The sequence below is a fragment of the Cupriavidus sp. 291-E7 genome, assembly GCF_057798835.1.
The window spans coordinates 63967-83360 of the sequence record NZ_JBYOJV010000022.1 but is presented as its reverse complement, the minus strand read 5'-3'; the positions used below and the strand labels follow the sequence as shown (position 1 = coordinate 83360).

Sequence of the window (19394 nt, the reverse complement as noted above, 5' to 3'; positions counted from 1 at the left end):
GAAGCATTGCAACTTCGTGACTGGAAGACCTGCCGTTGCAGGTTCTGACACTTCGCAATGCCTGCGACCAATACAGCATGAAACTACAAAAGGGCGGGAACAAATTCGATACGCCCGGGCGATGCTATCCATGTGTTGCACATGGACACATCCACAATTACCGCGCGTCTTCGACTATGCGTCGAAGACGGTTGCGGCATGGCAGTGGCTCCTCTTCCTCAGGCCCGGACCCGGCAGTCGCACAGCAAGAAACGTTGCTGTTGCGTGTTGCCGGACGCCTGTCTGCTACGCCGGGGAGGCGTGCCTTGCAGGCGTTTTGAAAGTTAGTTGATGCGAAGAAATCTTAATACAACATTTACCAAACTACTAGAACCGCGTTTGATGCCACCTTTGTCATGGCGTTGGTAAAGGCGCTTTGTTCGCACATCCATACAAGGCTGAAAGCCGCGTGGGACGGGCGATACGGCGATGCGGGCTGTCCCGCTGGGCGGAACACGATCGTCACGTTTTGCTGAAGGAAATGGTTTGAATCGCATGATGGAGCACGATTCAAAATAGGAATATTCCAAGTTGGAAAAGCAAAATTTGGTTCGATGCTTTTTGCGTGCCCCATATGGGGGTTACCGCCACGGCCTGGCGCTGCCGGCAGCGTGGCTGGCAGTGCCGATGCGTCCGTTAAATTTGCTTAACTCGTGCCGCGAAGACACTGAATTCCTTTTGTGCATGCGGTGGATTACCTTACCCGCATGATCGGCAGGCCGTCGTGCCCGCCGCACGAGAAGCCGACGAGCGGAGGTATGGTGAACAGACGCTATTCGGAGGAACAGATCCGCATGTACCTGGCCGAGGCCGCGAGCGGGGTCCCCGTGCGGGAGCTATGCGCGCGGTATGGCTTCAGCGACGCATCGTTCTATGGATGGCGCAACAGGTACGGGCAGCACCGGCAGGGCGATGCCGCCGACGCGCGCCGCATGCGCCAGCTGGAAGAAGAGAACGCGCGTCTGAAGGGTATGCTTGCGGATGCGCTGCTGCAACTCGAGCTGCTGCGCAACCGTACCGGCAGGCGTGGCAACGGCAAGGCGGATTCGTGACGCCGTGCGCCGCCACGTGCGGGCCGGATGCCATCGCAAGGCAATGTTCACGTTGCCGTTGAATTCTGGAGTTTTTCTGGTGAGAAAGCTTTTCGCAGCCATCGCTGCAGCAGGATGCTTTGTTCCGCTCGTTGCCTTCGGGCAGGCACCGTCGACGGATCCGGCCACGCCGATGATCGCGCCGCCGCCCCCCCGCATGCTCGATCCCGCCACGTCCACCGTGGACGATCCGGGCGCCGCCGCTGGCACGTCGCAGCGAGCGCATTGCAAGGAGTTGCTCGACAAGATCAACGCATTGCCTGCCGGGCCGCAGTGGTCGCAAGGAAAATCATCGGTGACCACGGCTGATGGCCGCAACTACTCCACACTGGAGCGCGCACCGGAACGCAAGCGCCTGGAAGAAGCCTACCGGCAGGAGTGCGCGCAGGCCCGCAAGTAGGCTGTCGGCACCAGGAAGCGTGGCTCGGCCAGCATCGAAGACACGGTTGGCGGTCCTTTTTTTCATCATGGAGGGAGCGATCATGTTGCGTATGCAACGATTCCTGGCCTGGATGCTCGGGCTGACGCTGCTGGCTGCCGCCGGCGGTGCGTTGGCCCAGTCCAAACTCGACAAACCGCATCTCGATCAGCTACTGGCGCCGGTGGCGCTGTATCCGGATGCGCTGCTATCGCAGGTGCTGATGGCTTCGACGTATCCGGCCGATGTGGCCGCGGCCGCGCAGTGGTCGAAGTCGAATCCGAGCCTGTCGGGCGATGCCGCCACCAAGGCGGTGACCAGCGAGCCGTGGGATCCCAGCGTGCAGTCGCTGGTGGCCTTTCCATCGGTGATGGACATGATGGGACGGCAGCCGCAATGGGTGCAGTCCGTGGGCGATGCGTTCCTGGCGCAGCCCGATGACGTAATGGATTCCGTGCAACGCCTGCGCGTGCAGGCGCAGAAGGCCGGCACGCTGAAGACCACGGAGCAGCAGAAGGTGGTGACGCAGCAGAGCGGCGGCACCACGGTCGTCCAGATCGAGCCAGCCAATCCGCAGGTGGTGTATGTGCCGACGTACAACCCCACCGTGGTCTACGGCGCCTGGCCTTATCCCGCCTATCCGCCAGCCTACTATCCGCCGCCACCGGGATCGGTATTCGCAACGGCGCTGGTGTCCGGTATCGGATTCGGGCTTGGCGTGGCTGCGGTGAATTCGCTATGGGGCGGATTCAACTGGGGCTCGCATGACGTGAATATCAACGTCAACCGCTACAACAACGTCAACGTGAACCAGCGGCTCGACGTGAACCGGGCCAACGTGAACTGGCAGCACAACCCCGCCAATCGGGGCAACGTGCCCTACAACAATCCGAACGTCGCCAACCGTTTCGATGCGCAGCGGCAGCAGGGACTGGCCAACCGGCAGCAGCTCGGGCAAGGCGGCGGCGGTGTCCAGAACCAGCAGCGGTTGGGGCAAGGCGGCGGCGTGCAGAACCAGCAGCGGCCCGGGCAAGGCGGCGGCGGTATCCAGAACCAGCAGCGACTGGGGCAGGGCGGCGGTGGCGTGCAGAACCAGCAAAGCCGCGATGCCGCGCGTGACCGTGCCGCCCAGTCGTTCCAGGGGAGCACGGGCCAGCCAATTGCCGGTCATAACGCGTCCGGCGTGAATCGCCAGGGCGGTGGGCAGAATGCACGGCCGGCCGGTGCTGACCGGCAGCGTGCGGACCAGAACGAAGCGCGCAACCGCGCACGCGACAGCAATCGTGACAACGCATTCCGCGATGCAGGCAATGGCGACCGCATGCGCCAGCAGGCCGATCGCGGCGGCGGCAGCCTGCAGCACACCAATGCCGGACGGCAACAGCAAAGTGGGATGTCTGAAAGATCCGGCGGCTTCCAGGGTGGCGGTGGTGGTGGAGGCGGCGCGCATCTTGGCGGGGGTGGGGGCGGCGGCGGAGGCGGCGGTCATTTCGGTCACGGTCGGAGATAACGATGAAGCGCAACCAGGGAACCCGCGGCAACGGCCGCGTATGGCAGTCGTTGCGCGTGCTCGCGGTGGCGGCGCTGCTGACCGCACCGGCAGCAATGGCGCAGCAGGTCTTTTCGTCGCCCGAAGCGGCTATGGAAGCGCTGGGCGATGGCGTCGCGCGGAGCGACACCGACGCCCTCAAGCGCGTGCTCGGCGCCCAGTATCACAGGCTGGTGCCGCCGCAGCTCGATGAGCAGGATATCTACGATTTCCTAGGCGCCTGGGCCAATCACCATGCCATCCGCCAGGAGCGTGACGGCGTGGCTAGCGTGGAAGTGGGCGGCAGCGGATGGACGTTTCCCGTGCCCATCGTGAAACGCAAGTCAGGCTGGCAATTCGATCTGCCTGCGGGTGAACGCGAAGTACGCGTCCGGCGCATCGGCCGTAACGAAATCGTGGCGATGGACACGCTGCTGCAACTGGCCGATGCCCAGCAGCGCTATGCGGAGCAGGTCGGCAAGGGTGGCTACGCACGCCAGCTCGTCAGCACGCCGGGCAAGACCGACGGACTGTACTGGCCGTCCGCTTCGACGGAGAACGATAGCCCGCTAGGACCCGATGCCTTGGCGATGGGTCCGCAGACGCCGCCCGACGAGGCGTTCTTTGGCTACCGCTACCGCGTGATCGCGCTGCCGAAGGGCAGCGATGCGAAGTTCGCGTTCATTGCATGGCCTGCCCGCTATGGAGAGTCGGGCGTGCATTCGTTCATGCTTGATAGTGACCGCAAGTTCTACGAGCGCGATCTGGGCAAGGGCACGGCATCACGTGCCGGTGCCGTGCGCACCTTTGCGCCCGAGGGCTGGGAGCAAGTGGCAAAGCAGTAGCGGGTTTCTTGTCAGTTGTCGGCCGGGCCGCGCAGTGCGATGCGGTCCGGGTCGGCATGCACGGCCGCCAGCCCGCTGTGATCGACGATGCGAAGCTTGCGCTGCCGCACCGTGATCAGTCCCACGGACCCAAAGCGCGACAGCAGCCGCGAGACCGTTTCCAGTGTCAGTCCAAGGTAGCTGGCGATGTCGTTGCGCGTCATCGCCAGTGTCAATACGCCGTCCGTGATGCTGCGCCGGGTCTGCTCCGCTGCCAGATCCAGCAGCAGCATGGCCAGCCGCTGGGCCGCTTTCATCGAACCGATTGCCACAAGCAGTTCGGCTTGACGCTGGGCCTGACGGCGCAGGATTGCCAAAACGGCGGCGCGCGTGGCGGGTTCGGTCACCATCCGGCGCATGGACTCCACCGGAATGGCGCAGCACTCGGTGTCCTGCAGGGCAATGGCACTTGTGCCGTAAGTGGTGGCCTCGTTGGCCTCCAGCCCGCATACATCGCCAGGCTGGCCGAAACCGCTCACCTGGCGCCAGCCAAGCTCGGATTCATACACATTCTTGAGACCCCCACTGCGGATCGGGTAGACGGCCAGCGCGGGCCGGCCCTGCGTGTACAGCGCTTCACCGGCGCGTAGATACACCCGCTCCGGCGAGAGCGACGCGGCATCGCCGCCGGCATTGCGACATGCCAGGCGGAACGGACACAGGGTGCAGAAGGGGGCGCTTGCGCCGGGTCGGTCAACAGACATCGCCGCGCGAATCCATTCATTGGGATCTTGTGCCGGTCAGTATAAATGGCCTGGAACATCGGAGATCTGCGCGCGTTCTGCATTCTTTCGTCGTTATGCGCTTACTTTTTTCGACGGCCATCACGCGTTTGGGTGATGCCGGTCCGCAAGGGAAAGTTTGTTTCGTTTTTTCATGTTGCATCTTGCAGACAATGCCGCTAATTCGTCACGTCGACTGTGTTATGCTGCGTCGCACAATATAGGAGGAGACTCGTTCCTAGATGAGCAGGAGTCTTCATATGGCCAAAAGCCTGTCTCCGGCCTGGGATGCGCAGTTGCGACAATTGGGTCGCACGCAATACCGGGCCGCGAAGCAATTCCGTTCCTGGCTGGGGCGCCTTGATCCGGCGCAGCCGGCCGCACGGCGACTGCGGTACCCCGCAGCGGGCGAACCCGCCCCAACTGAGTTGCCTGGGTCCTGGCAATCTCACAAGCTGGCACTGGCGCCCTTGCCGGGCGAACTGGTGCCACAGTTGTCCTATCGACTTTACGTCCCAGCTGGCGCCAAGGGCGCATTGCCCGTGGTGGTGATGCTGCACGGCTGCCAGCAGACACCCGAAGATCTCGCCGCCGGCACGCGCATGAACGCGCTGGCCGAGCGGGAGGGCTTTATCGTGGCCTATCCGCAGCAGCCATTGCGCCGCTCCGTGCATCGCTGCTGGCAGTGGTTCGACCTCGGCGCCACCGTGGGCGGGCGCGAAGCGCAGGCCGTGGCCATGCTGATCGATGAGTTGGGCAACCGGCCCGACGTCCGTACGGGTGAGATCTATCTGGCGGGACTTTCCGCAGGTGCGGCGATGGCCGCGGTAGTGGCGCTGCGCTATCCCGAAAAGGTGGCGGCAGTGGGTTTGCACTCGGGCGTCGTGATTGGCGCCGCCGACAATCCGCGCGCGGGTCTCAGGGCGATGCGTCATGGCACGGAAACGCAGCCTGACCAGTTGCTCGATGCTGCCGGCGTGACGCCGGGTGGCCCGGAAATGCCGGCCATCGTCGTGCATGGCCTGACCGACGACGCGGTGAATCCTGTCAACGGCCGTCTGCTGGCGCGCCAGTTTCTGGCCTACAACGGGCTGGGCGACCGCATCGGCGAGCGGCTGGACTGTGCCAACGACGCGCCGCCATTGTCCGATGGCGATTATCGCGAGGCGCGCTTTGGCCGCTGGAACCGCGATCTCGTGCGGCTGGTGGAGGTGGCTGGTCTGGACCATGCCTGGAGCGGCGGCGATGCCAGCGTGGAATACCACAGTGACATTGGTCCCGATGCCAGCTGGATGATGTGGCAGTTTTTCCGGCAGCACAGCCGGGCGGCATGACGCTCGCGCCGTCATGAAAAAGGGGGGAAGGCTGATGGCCTTCCCCCCTTTTTTTGTTCCGCGAGCCAGTGGATCAGGCTTCGCGCTTGCGAACGAACAGTGCGGTAATCACGCCCATGATGCAAACCGCCACCACGTAATGGGCCGGCGCCAGTTTGTCGCTCTTCAGCATCAGCGAGACGATCACCGGCGTCAGGCCGCCGAAGATCGCGTACGAGACGTTATACGAGAAGGACAGCCCCGAGAATCGCACCTGTGCCGGGAATGCATGGACCAGCACGTAAGGTACCGCGCCGATCGTGCCAACGAAGAAGCCGGCCAGTGCGTACAGCGGCAGCAGCAAATCGGGGCGTGTGCCGATCGTCGTGTACAGCGCGTACGCCGTGGCGGCCAGCAGCAGGCCGCCGATGCCCAGCGTCAGGCGTGCGCCGATGCGGTCGGCCAGCACACCGGCCACCACGCAGCCGATCGACAGGAACAGCGTGGCGGCGCTATTGGCCACGAGCGCGGTCCGGGCGTCGAAGCCGTACAGGGTTTGCAGGTACGTAGGCGTCAGCAGGATCACCACCACAATGCCGGCGGAGAGCATCCAGGTCAGCAGCACCGAAATCAGCACGGCGCCACGGTGGTCGCGCACCACGGTCTTGAGCGGCATTTCCGCGGCCAGGGCCTTCTTTTGCTGCAGTTCGGCGAACACCGGCGTTTCGTGCAGCCAGCGGCGCAAATACATCGAGCCCACGCCAAAGATGCCACCCAGCACGAACGGCACGCGCCAGCCGTGGGAGAGCAGTTCCTGAGGGTCGAAGATCGCGTTGATGCCTGTTGCCACCAGCGAGCCGAGCAGGATGCCCGCCGTCAGGCCAGCCGTCAGCGTGCCGCAGGCGTAGCCGATATGGCGCTTGGGCACGTGTTCGGAGACAAAGACCCATGCGCCCGGCACTTCGCCGCCCACGGCCGCGCCTTGCAGGATACGCAGCACCAACAGCAGCATCGGAGCCAGCAGGCCGATCGAGGCATAGGTGGGCAGCAGGCCCATCAGCAGCGTCGGCACGGACATCAGCAGGATGGACAGCGTGAACATCTTCTTGCGGCCCAGCAGGTCGCCGAAGTGGGCCATGATGATGCCGCCCAGCGGACGCGCCAGATAACCAGCGGCGAAGATGCCGAAAGTTTGCAGCAGGCGCAGCCAGTCCGGCACCGAAGCCGGGAAGAACAGCTGGCCAATGACCTTGGCAAAGAAAACAAAAATAATGAAATCGTAGAACTCAAGCGCGCCGCCCAGTGCAGCGAGGGCAAGCGTCTTGTAATCCTGGCCGGTCAGCGGGCGGGCGGCGTGGCCGCCTTGCGCGCCCAGTGCCCCGGCCGTACTGCTGGAGGTGGACATGAAAAGACTCGCATGGATACATTCACATGCGAAGCGCGCAACACGGATGACGTGGAGGGAGACGGCCGAAGGGATGACGACACGAACTTGGCGAACCGGGGCCGGTGGATAACCAGGCGGGCACGACGGGACGCTTCGCAAAGGCGTAAAGATACCAGATCGATACGTTTCAACCTCGATCTTCATCAGATTCAATACTAATTCGAGCTTTGGGCTGCCATAATCCGTCTCCATAATACAAAGGCAAGTGAAATCCGGGGCACAAAGCGCAGATTGCGCGGGGTCATATTTTCTGAGGTGACATGGCTTTCAAGGATTCGATCCAGGCCGCGACAGGGGCGGCCCTTGCAACGCCGCGCCGGCGCGCGGCGGTGCGTATTGCGGGCGGGGTAGTGGCCGCGCTGGCGGTTTTCGGGCTGGCCGGCTATTTCGGCGGACCGCCGCTGATCAAATACTTGGTTGAAAAGAACGCGACCGAAGCGCTGGGCCGCAAGGTCACGCTCGGCGGTGCGCACGTGCGGCCATTCGAATTGGCCGCGACGCTGAATGACCTGACCATTTTCGAACCCGATGGCAAGACGCCCATGCTGACGCTGGGTGAAGTCGAAGCCAATACGTCGGCTGCGTCGATCTGGCATTTGGCGCCGGTGGTCGATTTTCTGCATGTGGACCGGCTCAATGTGCATGTCATGCGCAATGCCGAAGGCCGCATGAGTTTTGCCGATATCCAGGATCGCTTTGCCGCGCAGCCGCCCAAGCCGGCGGACAGCAAGCCGGCGAAGTTCTCGGTCAGCAATATCGCGGTGACCAACAGCAGCTTTGTCTATGAGGACAAGGCGCTCGATACCGTGCAGCGCGTGGAGAACTTCACGCTGACGCTGCCGTTCCTGTCGAACCTGCCGCACGACGTGACGATCAATACGCGTCCGTCGCTGTTTGCCAAGATCAATGGCTCGCCGTTGGCGATGGCCGGCACGTCGCAGCCTTTTTCGGATACCCACCAGACCGACCTCAATGTGAACCTCGATGGACTCGAGGTGGCCAAATACATGGCCTTCGCGCCCAAGCTAAAGGACGCGCGGGTCAAGGGCGGGCTGGTCGATACACGCCTGAACGTCGGATTCCGCCAGGAAAAGGACACGCAGGATCTGTACGTGTCCGGCACGGTCACCCTGCGCGAAGCCGACGTCGAGACGCTCGCGGGCGCTCCGTTGATCAAGGCCGGCCGTCTAGCCGTGGACCTGGGCCGTGTCGAGCCGCTGGCTCACAAGGCGCATGTGAAGAGCATCGACCTGGAGGGCTTCGACCTGCAGGCACTCCGGCGCAAGGACGGCACGCTGAACCTTGCCACGGCATTCCTGCCGGAAGCGGCTCCCACCCCGAAGGCTGCCGCGCCGGCGTCCGCCAGCGCAACCGCGCCAGCATCGGCGCCGGCCGCATCCGCATCCGCGCCGTCCGCTGCTGGCGTACAGCCGCCGCCGAAGGCCGGCGACGAGCCGTGGTCCTATGCCGTGGATCGGGTCACGGTCAAGGAAGCAAAGCTCGGACTCGTCGATGAACTGGCACCTTCCGGGCCTGGCAAGCTCGATATCGGGCCGATCAACGTCGATATCGCCAGCCTGGCCAGCGCAGGAGACAAGCCCGCGAAGCTCGACGCCAACATCACGATCGCCAATGGCCAGACCGTCAAGCACAGCGGCGAACTTGGTCTGAAGCAGGGCACGCTGACCGGTACGCTGGAAACCGCTGGCCTGCGTCCGCAAGGGTTCTCCGCCTGGTGGCCGCACGAATTGCGCAGCCAGTTTGGCGAGACCGCCGTCAATGCCGAACTGCACTACACGATGGCGTGGTCGCAGCCCGTGTTCCAGTTCACGCTGCAGAAATCGCGCGTGGAGCTGTCGCCCGTGTATGTGTCCACGCTTGAGCCGGTCAAGATGCCCGCCGCGCCGGCGGCTGCCGCGAACGACCGCGATGCCGATGCGAAGCCGACGGCCACGGCGGCACGCAAGGGTGCCCGTGCGGGCCGTGCCGTGCGGACCAACCGGGTGGCGGATACCGAAGGCGCCAATCTGCCGCTGATCAAGGCAGACAAGCTTGTGCTGGATGACATTCAGCTCGACCTGGCCAAACAGACTTTCGAGGCCAGCCAGGTGGCACTGGTGAAGCCGGCCATCTCGGCCACGCGCGACCACCGCGGCCAACTGCTGGAGTCGGCGCAGATCTGGGCTTCCGAGTCGGCCGAACAGAAGGCGGCGGAACAGAAAGCCGCCGCCAGGCCCGCGCCGAAGGCCAACGGCGCTGCCGCGCCGGGATGGAAGGTCCGCGTTGGCAAGATCGCCGTCGATGGCGGCGAGGCGCGGATGGCCGACTATGCGCCGGCCGATGCCAACCGTGGACGCCCCGTGATTCACCAGTTCCGCAATATCGGGCTGACCACTGGCGCCATTACGTGGCCGCTGTCGCCCGGCGTGCTGCCGATGAAGTTCCATGCGGAAAGCGGCCGCAAGGGCGTCATGAATATCGACGGCCAGGTCGTGCCGACGGGCCCGGCCGCGCAACTGCAACTCGATCTGCGCGAACTGGACATCGCCCCGCTGCAGCCCTATCTGGCTGACCGCTTCAACGCCGCGCTGCGCAGCGGAACGATGACGCTGAAGGGCAAGCTCGCCTACGATGCGCCACCGGGCAAGCCAATCGCGGTGCGCTTCAATGGCAACGCTTTTGCGGGCAACGTGCGCACCGTGGACCGGATCACCGGCGATGACTTCCTGCGTTGGCGCGCACTCGCGGTCAACGGCATCGACTTCAACATGAACGATGCCAAGGGCCCGATGCAGGTGGGCGTCGCCAACGTCGCGCTGAACGACTTCTATGCGCGCGTGATTCTTAATGCCAATGGCCGGCTGAATCTGCAGGATGTGATGGCCGGTGGTGCCGAGAAAGGCGAGGCTGCGCCATCGACCAGCCTGACCCAGGCAAGCCCGGCTTCCGCGCCCGAGGCGAAGCCAGCGCCACAGCAGGCGCAGGCCAAGGAGCCAGCCGGCCCGAAGCCGCAGATTCGCCTCGGCGGCGTGACGATCAACAAGGGCAACGTCAATTTCTCGGACTTCTTCGTCAAGCCCAACTACTCGGCCAATTTGACTGACATGAAGGGTTCCGTGTCGAAGGTGTCATCGGCCGATCCCACGCCAGCCGATCTCGTGCTCGATGGGCGGCTCGATGACGACGCGCCGGTCAGCATCAGCGGCAAGCTCAATCCGCTGGGTGAACAGCTTTATCTCGATATCGTGGCCAAGGCAGCCGGCGTGGAGCTGACGCGCCTGACGCCGTACGCAGCCAAGTACGCGGGGTACCCGATCACCAAGGGCAAGCTCACGGTGGACGTGGCGTACAAGATTGAGAACGGCAAGCTCGATGCCCGCAACCACCTGTACCTGGATCAGCTCACGTTTGGCGACAAGGTGGACAGCCCGGACGCGGTCAAGCTGCCCGTGCTGCTGGCCGTTTCGCTGCTCAAGGACCGTAACGGCGTTATCGATATCAACCTGCCGGTGTCGGGGTCGCTATCGGACCCCGAGTTCAGTATCGGCGGTGTGATCGTGCGCGTGATCGTGAACCTGCTGACCAAGGCGATCACGTCACCGTTCTCGCTGATTGCCTCGGCGTTTGGCGGCGGCGGCGAGGAACTCGGCTACATCGAGTTCGCGCCCGGCTCGTCGACGCTGACCGACGACTCACGCAAGAAGATCGAAACGATCGGGAAGGCACTGAACGATCGTCCGTCGCTGCGGCTCGAAATCAGCGGCCGTATCGATCCGGCGACTGACGCCGACGGCGCGCGCCGCGTCTGGCTTGACGAGCGCGTGGCCAACGCCAAGCAGCGCGAACTGCGCCGTTCGGCACAGGCGGGCGAGCAGGCCGAGGAAGGCGAGGGCGGCGACCAGGGTGCGCGCATCACGGTGTCGAAGCAGGAGTATCCAAAGTATCTGGAGGCCGTGTACAAACGCGAGTCGTTCAAGAAGCCCAAGAACTTCATTGGCCTGAACAAATCGCTGCCACCGGCCGAGATGGAAAAGCTGCTGCTGGAAAACGCGCCGGTCACCGAAGCCGAGCTACGTGCGCTGGCCGACCAGCGCGCGCTGGCGGTCAAGCAATCGCTCGAACGCGATGGCAAGGTACCGGAGGCGAAGCTCTTTCTGACGGCGCCAAAGCTGACCGCCGAAGGCATCAAGGACAAGGGATCGCCAAACCGCGTCGATTTCTCGATCCGGCAATAGCAACTCAGCACTACCGATTGCGCGTTGCCGCAATCGCACCTGGCGCGGCGTTTGAACGGAAGCATTCGAATGCCGCGCCCCGGGTACCTTGCTGAATCCGCGTATCATTCGCCCCGGACCGCCATATTGAAATCTCACAGGAGCGAGTGTTGGAGCAGGAAGCGATTGCCTACAAGACGTGGGTTTGCCTGATTTGCGGCTGGGTGTACGACGAAGAACAGGGTTGGCCCGAGGACGGCATTGCGCCCGGCACGCGCTGGGAAGACATCCCCGAAGACTGGCGTTGCCCGGAGTGCGATGTCTACAAGGCCGATTTCTCGATGATCGAGATCTGAGGTCGGAGAAATCAGGGTACGTGGGAGTGCCTTCGCCGCAACTCCCTGCAAAGTCCGGCGCGCTCGCGCCGGCATGCGCAGCGCGTGTAGCGCATCCGGTATGGATGGCTGCAGCGCCAAAGCGCTGAAGCGACAGTCAATATGAGCAGCGCCGCCATGACAGCGGCGAGCAACGTCAGCGACATCACGCCTCCCTCTCGCCAGGCGTCATATCCAGGAGCGGATCGCTATATCAGCAGCGGTAGCGCCTCCAGGACGAGTACCCCAAGCAGCACCCCGATAATGGCGCCCGCGCAGCGGCAACTGATTCGCAGCGCTTTGGCGGCGATCGGGATCGCACCCATCGCCAGAAGGCCGACGAGTGCCATTGGGATCAGAAACACAAGATCATGCGCCTGGATGTGAATCATGGCGGTCTCCTGTCTTGCTTCTTTGTGTTTCCAGTATAGGCCGTGTGTGGCGAATACAAGGCGGCAAGTGTCAGGGTTGTCCCGCAATGTTTGAAACGCTTGCAGGGTTGCACCCGGTGCGCGTGTCTCGCATCCGAGACTTCTGTTAGCTGGTACGCAAAGCGGCAGATGGGAGCGCCCTTTGCTTGCGCGGCAGGTGTCCTATGCTGGACGCATGATGGCCATCATGGGCCACCGAAGACCAGGAGGACACTATGGAACTTCACATGCATTCGCACCACTACGTGCGTCGTTTGCCCGACTGGTCTGCCGCCGCGGTATCGGGCATTGCCGCGGGCGCGTTGCTGATTGTCGTGGAGATGTTCTGGTCGAGCATGGTCGCTGGCGTACACCCGTGGGGCACCACGCGCCTGATCGCCGCCATCGTGATGGGGCGCGAGGTGCTGCAGACGTCGATGTTCAGCGTCGGCACCGTGGCTGTGGCATTGATCATCCACTTCGTGATTGGGGCGATACTTGGCTGCGTGCTGTGCGCCATCATTGCACCGTTCAAGCTCGACTCCAGCATCGGCATGTCGATGCTCGTGGGCGCCGTGTTCGGTCTGGCGGTCTACCTGTTCAACTTCTACGTGATGACGGCCGCGTTCCCGTGGTTTGTCGATGCACGCGGATGGCACACGATGGTTGGCCACCTGATTTTCGGCATGTGCATCGCGCTGTGTTACTGGAAGCTCGAATCGCGCGATGTCGTGCACTAGATACATCGAGATATGAGATAAGTTGTTGCGCGCATAGCCTGGCCGGTACGACCGGCCCGCGTGCGCCGTGCGTGGCGGTTGGGAAGAGCGCTTCTCCTCCGCCATTTTCCTGTTGCACCGCACGCAGGCCACGCGTGCGCGCAAGCGTACCCGGCGGCGTTCATGTCGCCTTGCAGTGACCTGAGTCGATGCACTAGGCTTATTCCACGTGCGTGAACGGGCGCACCTGCCGGCCCGTTTCCCTTGCGTACGCGAGGAGGGGGACATGGCGATCGCGATCGTGCTCGTCATCATGGTTGCCGCTTCGGTGCTCTTTCATTTTCTGAGCCCCTGGTGGCTGACACCGCTGGCGTCCAACTGGAAACAGATGGACGACACACTGCTCATTACCCTCGCCATCACCGGCCTCTTCTTCGTCGTCATCAACCTGCTGGTCGGCTATATCGCCTGGCGCTTCCGTCATCGGGACGGGCATCGCGCCGCCTATGAACCCGAGAATCCAAAACTGGAACGATGGCTGATCGGCCTTAGCGCGATCGGCATCATGGCGTTGCTGGCGCCGGGCCTGATCGTTTATGCGGACTACGTCAGGCCGCCGCATGAGGCCATGAGCATGGAAGTCGTGGGCCAGCAGTGGCAATGGGCGTTTCGCTTTCCGGGCAGGGGTGGCCAACTCGGCACGACCGATGCGCGTTTCGTCAGCGGGACCAATCCGCTGGGCGTGAATCCGGATGATCCAAACGGGCTGGACGATGTGATCGTGGTGGGGCCGGAAGTCCATCTGCCGCTCAACCGGCCGGTCAAAGTGCTGCTGCGATCGAAAGACGTGCTGCATGACTTCTACGTCCCGCCGTTTCGTGCGCGCATGAACATGGTGCCCGGCATGATCACGTCGTTCTGGTTCACGCCGACCAAGACCGGCAAATTCGACATCCTTTGCGCGCAGCTCTGCGGCGTGGGCCACTACAACATGCGCGGTCATGTGGTGGTTGAGGAACCGGCGGAATTCGAAGCGTGGCTGGCAAAACAGCAGACGTTTGCCATGATGCAGGCCAAGGCCGCGCAGCCGGCCGCCGCGCCTGGCACGGTCGCGGGCGGCAACCTTGCGGAGCAGGGCCGCGCGCTGGCGCAGAGCAAGGGGTGCGTCGCCTGCCATAGCGTCGACGGCACGCCGGGCGTGGGGCCGTCGTGGAAAGGTCTGTTCGGCAGTACCCAGACGTTTGCAGATGGCAGCAGCGCAAGCGTGGACGACGCGTTCCTGAAGAAGGAGATCGAGGATCCGCAGGCGCGCGTGGTGAAGGGCTTCGGTCCGGTGATGCCAAAGGTGCCGGTAACCGAGGCGGAAGTGGCGGCGCTGTCCGCCTACATCCATTCACTTGGCTCCGGCGCCGGTGCGGCGCCCCAGGCCGGGAAATAGGCAAGGAGGACACGATGGCCTATGCCGATGATGCCGCCCATCACGGCCCGCAGAGTTTCTGGACCCGCTACGTCTGGAGCCAGGACCACAAAGTGATTGCCGTGCAGTACACGCTGGTGGCGATCTTCGTGGGGCTGGTGGGCGTCGCGCTGTCCAACCTGATGCGCATGCAGCTTGGATTCCCCGGCAAGTTCGATTTCATCGACGCCAACCGCTATTACCAGTTCGTCACGATGCACGGGATGATCATGGTGATCTACCTGCTGACGGCGCTGTTTCTGGGTGGCTTCGGCAACTACCTGATCCCGCTGATGGTAGGCGCGCGCGACATGGTGTTCCCGTTCCTGAACATGCTCAGTTTCTGGGTCTACTTCCTGTCGGTCATCGTGCTGCTGACCAGCTTCTTTGTGCCGGGCGGACCAACCGGCGCCGGCTGGACGCTCTACCCGCCGCAAGCGATCTTGCCCGGCACGCCTGGGCACGACTGGGGCATCATCCTGATGCTGGTGTCCCTGGTGATCTTCATCGTCGCTGCCACGATGGGCGGCCTGAACTATGTGACGACGGTACTGCAGGCCCGCACCGAAGGCATGACGATGCTGCGCATGCCGCTGGCCGTGTGGGGCATCTTCATGGCGACCATCCTCGCACTGCTGGCGTTCCCGGCGCTGTTCGTCTCGGGTGTGATGATGCTGCTCGACAAGACGCTGGGCACGAGCTTTTTCATGCCCGCGATGGTGTCGATGGGGCAACAGCTCAACTACAAGGGTGGCAGCCCGCTGCTGTTCCAGCACCTGTTCTGGTTCTTCGGGCATCCCGAGGTGTATATCGTGGCGCTGCCGGCGTTCGGCATCGTATCCGACCTGGTCAGCGTGCATTCGCGCAAGAGTATCTTTGGCTATCGGACGATGGTCTGGGCCATCCTGGCGATCGGCCTGCTGTCGGTGGTGGTGTGGGCGCACCACATGTTCGTGAGCGGGATGAATCCATACTTCGGCTTCTTCTTTGCCACCACCACGCTGATCATCGCGGTGCCCACGGCAATCAAGGTCTACAACTGGGTCATCACGCTGTGGCGTGGCGACATCCATTTCTCGGTGCCGATGCTGTTTGCCATCGCGTTCATCAGCACGTTCGTGATCGGCGGGTTGACCGGGCTGTTCCTGGGCAATGTGAGCGTGGACATACCGCTGTCCAACACGTATTTCGTGGTGGCGCACTTCCACATGGTGATGGGCGTTTCACCGATCCTCGTAGTGTTCGGTGGCATCTATCACTGGTATCCCAAGGTGACGGGCCGCCTGCTCAACGACACGATGGGTCGCATCCATTTCTGGGTCACCTTCGTGGGCACCTACGCGATCTTCTTCCCGATGCACTACCTGGGCATTCTCGGCATGCCCCGCCGCTATTACGCGTGGGACAACTACAGCTTCATTCCAGAGTCGGCGCACGTGATGAACATGTATATCTCGATCGCGGCGTTCGTCGTGGCAACGGCCCAGTTGCTATTCGTCTTCAACCTGTTCTGGAGCCTGCGGCGCGGGCAGGCGGCCGGGCCGAACCCGTGGCGCGCCGCATCGCTGGAATGGCAGACGCCGCAGACACCACCCGTGCATGGCAACTGGGGGCCGCATTTGCCCGTGGTCTACCGCTGGGCCTATGCGTACAGCGTGCCGGGCGCGAAGGAAGACTTCATCGCGCAGAACGCACCGCCCGAGGCTGGCGGTGCGGAACCTGAACCGCATCCAAGCCGGGGAGCCGTGGTATGAGCGCCGACACGATTGCAGCCGATGCGGGCGCCGGGGTATTTCGCGTCTCGCCTGAATCCTCCGGAGGCGGCGCGGGCGGCGACGCCAAGCACGGCCACGGACAGCACGCGCCCGGCAGCATCGGTCTGTGGGTGTTCATGGGCGTGGTGACGGCGCTGTTCACGCTATTCCTGGCCGCATACGTCATGCGCATGGATAGCCCGGACTGGCACCGCATTGCGCTGCCGTGGCAGGTATGGCTGTCCACGGTATTGCTGGCGCTGGCCAGTGTGGCGATGTCGGTGGCATCGCGGGCCGCCAGGGCCGGCCGCATGGCACGCGCACGCGGTGCGTTGCGTCTGGGCGGGCTCGGTGCAGTGGCTTTCGTTGCTTCGCAGCTCTGGGCGTGGTCGGCCCTGTACGCCGCGCATGTGGTGCCGGCCAGCAATCCCGCTGGCAGTTTCTTCTATCTGCTGACGGCGATGCACGGCCTGCACATGATTGGCGGCCTGGTTGGATTCGTTTTCGTGGCGTTCGATCGCGGCAGTGGCACGCGCACGCTGGTGCGCATCGGCCTTTGCGCGCGGTACTGGCATTTTCTGCTGGCGGTATGGGTGGTGCTGCTGGCGGCGCTGGGCTGGCTGACGCCGGAGATCGTCAACTACATCTGCGGCAGGGGATGACGGCGGGTACGCCGATGGAGCCAGAAATGAGTGCACAAGTCTCTTCTCCAGCGTCATCGCCGCACGGTCATTCGCCGGGTGGCCTGCGCGGCCTGGTGGCGGACTGGTCCTCGGACCAGCGCGCCTTCAAGGTGTCGTGGGGCAAGGCGATGATGTGGATCTTCCTGCTGTCCGACACCTTCGTCTTCAGTTGCTTCCTGACCGGCTACATGACGGTGCGCATGTCCAACACGGTGCCGTGGCCGAATGCCAGCGAAGTCTTTGCCATCGACGTCGGTGGCCAGCCCGTGCCGTTGCTGCTGATTGCCATCATGACGTTTACGCTGATTACCAGCAGCGGCACGATGGCGATGGCTGTCAACTGCGCCTATCGCCGCGACCGCATGGCATGCGCCAAGCTGATGTTCGTGACGGCGTGGCTGGGCGAGGTCTTTGTCTGCATGCAGGCCTTCGAATGGACCAAGCTGATTGTCGTGGAAGGCATCCGTCCGTGGGGCAACCCGCTGGGCGCGGCACAATTCGGCTCCACGTTCTTCATGATTACGGGCTTCCACGGCTTTCACGTGACCTGTGGCGTGATCTATCTGCTGTTCATCGCCAGCAAGGTGCTGCGCGGCCACTACGATATCAGTGGCAACTATCAGGCCGTTGAGATCGCCGGCCTGTACTGGCACTTTGTGGACCTGGTCTGGGTCTTCATTTTCGCGCTGTTCTATCTCTGGTGAGGCGAATCATGGCATCGACGCCTACGCATGCGGCACCGCACGCCGAACCGGCCGAGGAGCACGGCGGCCAGTCGCACTCGATCAAGCTGTACCTGAAGGTCTGGCTGCTGCTGTTCGTGTTGTCCACGCTGTCGTACCTGGTGGACTACTATCATCTGACCGGCTATCTGCGCTGGTTCCTGATCCTGCTGTTCATGGCGCTCAAGGCAGGGCTGATCATCGCCGTGTTCATGCACATGGCATGGGAGCGCATGGCGCTGATCTGCGCGATACTGCTGCCGCCGCTGTGCTTGCTGGTGCTGGTGTGGCTCATGGCGGCCGAAGCGGATTACACTTTCCTGACCCGCGGCGTGTTCTTCCGCTAGCGTCCAGACACTGGCGGCGGGCGCCGCGTTGTTCAACCCTGGACCTCGCATATGCACGCTGCCACTGAAAGCATCCTGCTATACAACCACGGCCGCGATCCGGAACGGCTGACCCTCAAGCTGGCCGCCATCGCGGCGGAACCGTTTGCCTTCTTTCGTGGTACCAATCACCTCTATGCCGCATCGCTCGGGCGCGAGATCGGACTCGATGCACCGTTGACCTACGTCTGTGGCGACCTGCATGTGGAGAATTTCGGTTCGTTCAAAGGCGACAACGGATTGGTCTATTTCGACCTGAACGATTTCGACGACGCACTGGTGGCGCCGTTCACGGTGGATGCGGTGCGCATGCTGTCGAGCGTACTGGTGGCCGCGCACCAGTACGGCCTGTCGGAGGCGGACGCCCGCGTGGCATGCGCCAACATGCTGGGCGAATACACGAATACGCTGCGCGCCGGCAAGCCGCGCTGGATCGAGCGAGCCACGGCAACGGGGCTGGTGGCCACGCTGCTGCGGCAGGTCAAGCGCCGCAGGCGCGGGGCGCTGCTGGCGGCGCGTACGGAGATGCGAGGCGGGCGTCGACGGCTCGATCTGGGCCGCCGTGCGCTACGCGCCGACCGCGAGCAGCGCGATCGCGCCGCGCATATCGTCTCGCTCTACTCGAAGCAGGAACATCACGGTCATCGATTCGTCGCGGAGGATGCCGCGCGCCGCGTGGCTGGCGTCGGCAGCCTGGGCCTGGAGCGCTACGTCGTGCTCGCCCACGAAATGCGGGAACTGACGTCGAAGCGGCTCATCGACGTCAAGCGGGCGGCGCCCAGCGCATGGTCCACCATGCAGCGTCACCAGCCGCACTGGAGCAGCGATGCCCAGCGCGTGGCCACGGTGCAGCAGATCATGCAGGCGGCATCGCCGGCGCTGCTGTCGTACGTGACGCTGAGCCGGCGTGAGTCGTTTCTGGTCAAGAGCCTGCAACCGACCACGGATCGCGTGGACCTGGCGCATTGCCGCAACAAGGTTGCCTTGCTGAATGTACTGACGACGATGGCGCGTGCGGCGGCCTGGGCGCATTTGCGCGGCTGTGGCCATCAGGCGGCGGACCGGATCGAGAAACTGCAGGATTACGCCGCGGGCGGGCGCTGGCAATCGATGGCGCTGCGGCTGGCCCGGCATGGGCGCGATGTGTCGCTGACGCAGTGGAAGGCGTTCGCGGAAGACTACCGGAAGGCGAGGGGAGGCAAGTAAGGAGCTATTTCCGCGCGCCTCTCCGCGA

Annotated in this window: 17 protein-coding genes; 14 read left to right on the top strand and 3 right to left on the bottom strand. The window is 63.6% G+C overall.

Annotated elements, in window-relative coordinates; genetic code table 11:
• The first annotated feature begins 797 nt into the window (after positions 1-797).
• The 4 genes from AC3FLX_RS28400 to AC3FLX_RS28385 all read left to right on the top strand — a co-directional run bounded on the left by AC3FLX_RS28400 (position 798) and on the right by AC3FLX_RS28385 (position 3921).
• The gene (locus AC3FLX_RS28400; RefSeq protein ID WP_488700661.1) at positions 798-1091 is read left to right on the top strand and encodes a transposase; all 294 of its coding nucleotides are present in this window, start codon (positions 798-800) and stop codon (positions 1089-1091) included.
• A 79-nt stretch (positions 1092-1170) separates the two neighbouring features.
• A complete protein-coding gene (locus tag AC3FLX_RS28395) occupies positions 1171-1530 on the top strand; it encodes a hypothetical protein (protein ID WP_488700660.1) in 360 nt (119 codons plus the stop codon).
• An 82-nt stretch (positions 1531-1612) separates the two neighbouring features.
• Positions 1613-3058: a DUF3300 domain-containing protein gene (locus tag AC3FLX_RS28390; protein WP_488700658.1), complete on the top strand. Its 1446-nt coding sequence runs from the start codon at positions 1613-1615 to the stop codon at positions 3056-3058.
• A gap of 2 nt (positions 3059-3060) precedes the next feature.
• Entirely contained in the window at positions 3061-3921 is an 861-nt protein-coding gene (locus AC3FLX_RS28385; RefSeq protein ID WP_488700657.1) for a DUF2950 family protein, read from the top strand.
• A gap of 11 nt (positions 3922-3932) precedes the next feature.
• Here the strand turns inward: AC3FLX_RS28385 and AC3FLX_RS28380 are convergent, their stop codons facing one another.
• Entirely contained in the window at positions 3933-4664 is a 732-nt protein-coding gene (locus AC3FLX_RS28380; RefSeq protein WP_488700656.1) for a Crp/Fnr family transcriptional regulator, read from the bottom strand.
• A 278-nt stretch (positions 4665-4942) separates the two neighbouring features.
• On the opposite strand from AC3FLX_RS28380, the gene AC3FLX_RS28375 reads away from it, so the two are divergent.
• Positions 4943-6016, top strand: coding sequence for an extracellular catalytic domain type 1 short-chain-length polyhydroxyalkanoate depolymerase (locus AC3FLX_RS28375; RefSeq protein WP_488700655.1), 1074 nt, complete (start codon positions 4943-4945; stop codon positions 6014-6016).
• A gap of 73 nt (positions 6017-6089) precedes the next feature.
• On the opposite strand, the gene AC3FLX_RS28370 is transcribed toward AC3FLX_RS28375, so the two are convergent.
• On the bottom strand, positions 6090-7400 hold the full coding sequence (locus AC3FLX_RS28370; protein WP_488700653.1) for an MFS transporter: 1311 nt from the start codon (positions 7398-7400) through the stop codon (positions 6090-6092).
• A gap of 302 nt (positions 7401-7702) precedes the next feature.
• On the opposite strand from AC3FLX_RS28370, the gene AC3FLX_RS28365 reads away from it, so the two are divergent.
• Both AC3FLX_RS28365 and AC3FLX_RS28360 read left to right on the top strand, forming a co-directional pair.
• Positions 7703-11677, top strand: coding sequence for a DUF748 domain-containing protein (locus AC3FLX_RS28365; protein ID WP_488700652.1), 3975 nt, complete (start codon positions 7703-7705; stop codon positions 11675-11677).
• Positions 11678-11826: 149 nt separating this feature from the next.
• On the top strand, positions 11827-12012 hold the full coding sequence (locus tag AC3FLX_RS28360; RefSeq protein WP_488700651.1) for a rubredoxin: 186 nt from the start codon (positions 11827-11829) through the stop codon (positions 12010-12012).
• Between the two features lie 227 nt (positions 12013-12239).
• On the opposite strand, the gene AC3FLX_RS28355 is transcribed toward AC3FLX_RS28360, so the two are convergent.
• Complete coding sequence (locus tag AC3FLX_RS28355; protein WP_488700650.1) at positions 12240-12422, bottom strand: hypothetical protein; 183 nt, start codon at positions 12420-12422, stop codon at positions 12240-12242.
• Between the two features lie 254 nt (positions 12423-12676).
• Here AC3FLX_RS28355 and AC3FLX_RS28350 point away from each other — a divergent pair, with 254 nt between their 5' ends.
• From AC3FLX_RS28350 to AC3FLX_RS28320, 7 genes are all read left to right on the top strand, one after another.
• Positions 12677-13180, top strand: a complete 504-nt coding sequence (locus tag AC3FLX_RS28350; RefSeq protein WP_488700649.1) for a hypothetical protein — start codon at positions 12677-12679, stop codon at positions 13178-13180.
• Between the two features lie 265 nt (positions 13181-13445).
• Positions 13446-14597, top strand: coding sequence for a cytochrome c oxidase subunit II (locus AC3FLX_RS28345; RefSeq protein WP_488700648.1), 1152 nt, complete (start codon positions 13446-13448; stop codon positions 14595-14597).
• Positions 14598-14611: 14 nt separating this feature from the next.
• Positions 14612-16369: a cytochrome c oxidase subunit I gene (ctaD, locus tag AC3FLX_RS28340; protein ID WP_488700647.1), complete on the top strand. Its 1758-nt coding sequence runs from the start codon at positions 14612-14614 to the stop codon at positions 16367-16369.
• Positions 16366-17031 carry a bb3-type cytochrome oxidase subunit III gene (locus tag AC3FLX_RS28335; RefSeq protein WP_488700646.1) on the top strand — a complete coding sequence of 222 codons (666 nt, stop codon included), beginning with the start codon at positions 16366-16368 and terminating at the stop codon, positions 17029-17031. The genes ctaD and AC3FLX_RS28335 overlap by 4 nt, the downstream gene beginning before the upstream one ends.
• 26 nt (positions 17032-17057) lie before the next feature.
• Positions 17058-17756, top strand: coding sequence for a heme-copper oxidase subunit III family protein (locus AC3FLX_RS28330; RefSeq protein ID WP_488700645.1), 699 nt, complete (start codon positions 17058-17060; stop codon positions 17754-17756).
• An 8-nt stretch (positions 17757-17764) separates the two neighbouring features.
• A complete protein-coding gene (locus AC3FLX_RS28325) occupies positions 17765-18121 on the top strand; it encodes a cytochrome C oxidase subunit IV family protein (protein WP_488700643.1) in 357 nt (118 codons plus the stop codon).
• Positions 18122-18172: 51 nt separating this feature from the next.
• Complete coding sequence (locus tag AC3FLX_RS28320; protein WP_488700642.1) at positions 18173-19366, top strand: DUF2252 family protein; 1194 nt, start codon at positions 18173-18175, stop codon at positions 19364-19366.
• The last annotated feature ends 28 nt before the right edge of the window (positions 19367-19394 follow it).

What these genes read in the sequence shown, in the direction of transcription:
- AC3FLX_RS28385 (WP_488700657.1), top strand. Translation starts at nt 3,061, where the DNA reads ATGAAGCGCAACCAGGGAACCCGCGGCAACGGCCGCGTATGGCAGTCG.
- AC3FLX_RS28330 (WP_488700645.1), top strand. Translation starts at nt 17,058, where the DNA reads ATGAGTGCACAAGTCTCTTCTCCAGCGTCATCGCCGCACGGTCATTCG.
- AC3FLX_RS28325 (WP_488700643.1), top strand. Translation starts at nt 17,765, where the DNA reads ATGGCATCGACGCCTACGCATGCGGCACCGCACGCCGAACCGGCCGAG.
- AC3FLX_RS28320 (WP_488700642.1), top strand. Translation starts at nt 18,173, where the DNA reads ATGCACGCTGCCACTGAAAGCATCCTGCTATACAACCACGGCCGCGAT.
- AC3FLX_RS28350 (WP_488700649.1), top strand. Translation starts at nt 12,677, where the DNA reads ATGGAACTTCACATGCATTCGCACCACTACGTGCGTCGTTTGCCCGAC.
- AC3FLX_RS28390 (WP_488700658.1), top strand. Translation starts at nt 1,613, where the DNA reads ATGTTGCGTATGCAACGATTCCTGGCCTGGATGCTCGGGCTGACGCTG.
- AC3FLX_RS28400 (WP_488700661.1), top strand. Translation starts at nt 798, where the DNA reads ATGGTGAACAGACGCTATTCGGAGGAACAGATCCGCATGTACCTGGCC.
- AC3FLX_RS28365 (WP_488700652.1), top strand. Translation starts at nt 7,703, where the DNA reads ATGGCTTTCAAGGATTCGATCCAGGCCGCGACAGGGGCGGCCCTTGCA.
- AC3FLX_RS28355 (WP_488700650.1), bottom strand. Translation starts at nt 12,422, where the DNA reads ATGATTCACATCCAGGCGCATGATCTTGTGTTTCTGATCCCAATGGCA.
- AC3FLX_RS28375 (WP_488700655.1), top strand. Translation starts at nt 4,943, where the DNA reads ATGGCCAAAAGCCTGTCTCCGGCCTGGGATGCGCAGTTGCGACAATTG.
- AC3FLX_RS28370 (WP_488700653.1), bottom strand. Translation starts at nt 7,400, where the DNA reads ATGTCCACCTCCAGCAGTACGGCCGGGGCACTGGGCGCGCAAGGCGGC.
- ctaD (WP_488700647.1), top strand. Translation starts at nt 14,612, where the DNA reads ATGGCCTATGCCGATGATGCCGCCCATCACGGCCCGCAGAGTTTCTGG.
- AC3FLX_RS28345 (WP_488700648.1), top strand. Translation starts at nt 13,446, where the DNA reads ATGGCGATCGCGATCGTGCTCGTCATCATGGTTGCCGCTTCGGTGCTC.
- AC3FLX_RS28335 (WP_488700646.1), top strand. Translation starts at nt 16,366, where the DNA reads ATGAGCGCCGACACGATTGCAGCCGATGCGGGCGCCGGGGTATTTCGC.
- AC3FLX_RS28380 (WP_488700656.1), bottom strand. Translation starts at nt 4,664, where the DNA reads ATGTCTGTTGACCGACCCGGCGCAAGCGCCCCCTTCTGCACCCTGTGT.